The 1,487-nt window shown below is 68.0% G+C and carries 1 protein-coding gene; it reads right to left on the bottom strand.

Translation table 11 applies throughout. The annotated features are described in order from the left end of the window. The coding region (locus EZI54_RS23675) for an amino acid adenylation domain-containing protein (protein WP_131484305.1) at nt 1-1,487 on the bottom strand (1,487 nt) is incomplete at both ends.

Genomic DNA, 1,487 nt, shown 5'->3' on the forward strand with positions numbered 1-1,487 from the left:
TGCGACGGCACCATGTACTCCGGCAACCGCTCCCGGAGCGTCGCCTTGATGCGGCGCTCATCCAGGTCCTCACCGGAAACGTAGCCCACCAGTCGCTGGCCAGCGGCGGTGTCTTTCACCACCGCCAGGGTGTCCTTCACCCCGGCGCAGGCTTTCAGCGCCGCTTCCACTTCCCCGATCTCGATCCGGAAGCCCCGCAGCTTCACCTGCTGATCCATCCGACCCAGGTATTCCAGTTGGCCGTCCCGGTTCAGCTTGACCCGGTCGCCGGTGCGGTAGAGCCGTTCGTTGGGCCGGAACGGGTTCGGCACGAAGCGTTCGGCCGTGGTGGCCGGCCGGTCCAGGTAACCTCGGGCTAACGCGCCGCCCAGGTAGAGTTCACCCGCGACGCCCGGCGGTAACAGGTTCAGGTCGCTGTCGAGCACGTAGCCTTGTCGGTCACCCACCAGATCGCCGATGGGGGCGTAGGGACTGTCGAAGTCGGCGGTGTCCGCGGGCACCCGCCAAAGCGCGGGCGTGACCACCGTTTCCGTCGGCCCGTATCCGTTGATCACCCAGTCCGGCTGCAGGTGTTCGATGGCGTGGTGCATCATCTGCCGGCTGAAGGCTTCGCCGGCGAAGCAGTAGATGCGTACGCCTGGGGGCTGGCCTTTCAGTTCCGCCCACTCCGCCAGTTGCCGCAGGTAGCTGGGCGGGAAGGCGGCCACGGTGATGCCTTCGTCGATCAGGCAGTCGTAGGTCTCCTGCACGCTCCAAAGGGCCTGGTCCCGCAGCACGATGCGGGCGCCGTGGCTGAGCGCCGTCAGCCAGCGTTCGTGGGCGCCGTCGAAGCTGATGGACAGGAAGTGCAGCTCCCGGTCCTCCGGCGTCAGCCCGTAGCGGGCCCCGATGGTCTGGCAGTGCATGGACATCGCGCCGTGGGGCACCGCCACGCCCTTGGGCTGGCCCGTCGAGCCGGAGGTGTAGATCAGGTAGGCCAACTGGTCCGGGTGGATGAACGCATCCGGCACCGACGTGGGCTGGTCTGAGAGGTCCAGGTGATCGAGGTTCACCGTCTCGACGTCATCGATTGAAGGCAAGCGATCCAGCGCGGCAGCGTGGCTGAGCAACAGCGACGCGCCGGAGTCCTCCAGCATGTAGCGCACCCGCTCGGCCGGGTAGTCCGGATCCAGCGGGACATAGGCGGCGCCGGTCTTGTGGACCGCATAGAGCGCCACCAGTATGTCCACGCCCCGCTCCAGCGCCACACCGACCCGGCTCTCGGCACCGATGCCCTGCCCCACCAGCCAATGGGCCAGGCGGTTGGCGCGGGTGTCGAATTCGGCGAGGGTCAGGCGGTCATCTCCGTGGACCACGGCAATGGCCTCCGGCCGTTCCGCTGCCTGGTCGGCGATCAGGGCGCTGACCGGGCGCGGATCCACCGCCGGATGCTCCGGCCGGTTCCACCGTTCCCAGACCTGCTGTTCGCTTTCCGTCAGCAAGGGCAG

The sequence above is a fragment of the Marinobacter halodurans genome (genome assembly GCF_004327985.1).
GTDB lineage: Bacteria > Pseudomonadota > Gammaproteobacteria > Pseudomonadales > Oleiphilaceae > Marinobacter_A > Marinobacter_A halodurans.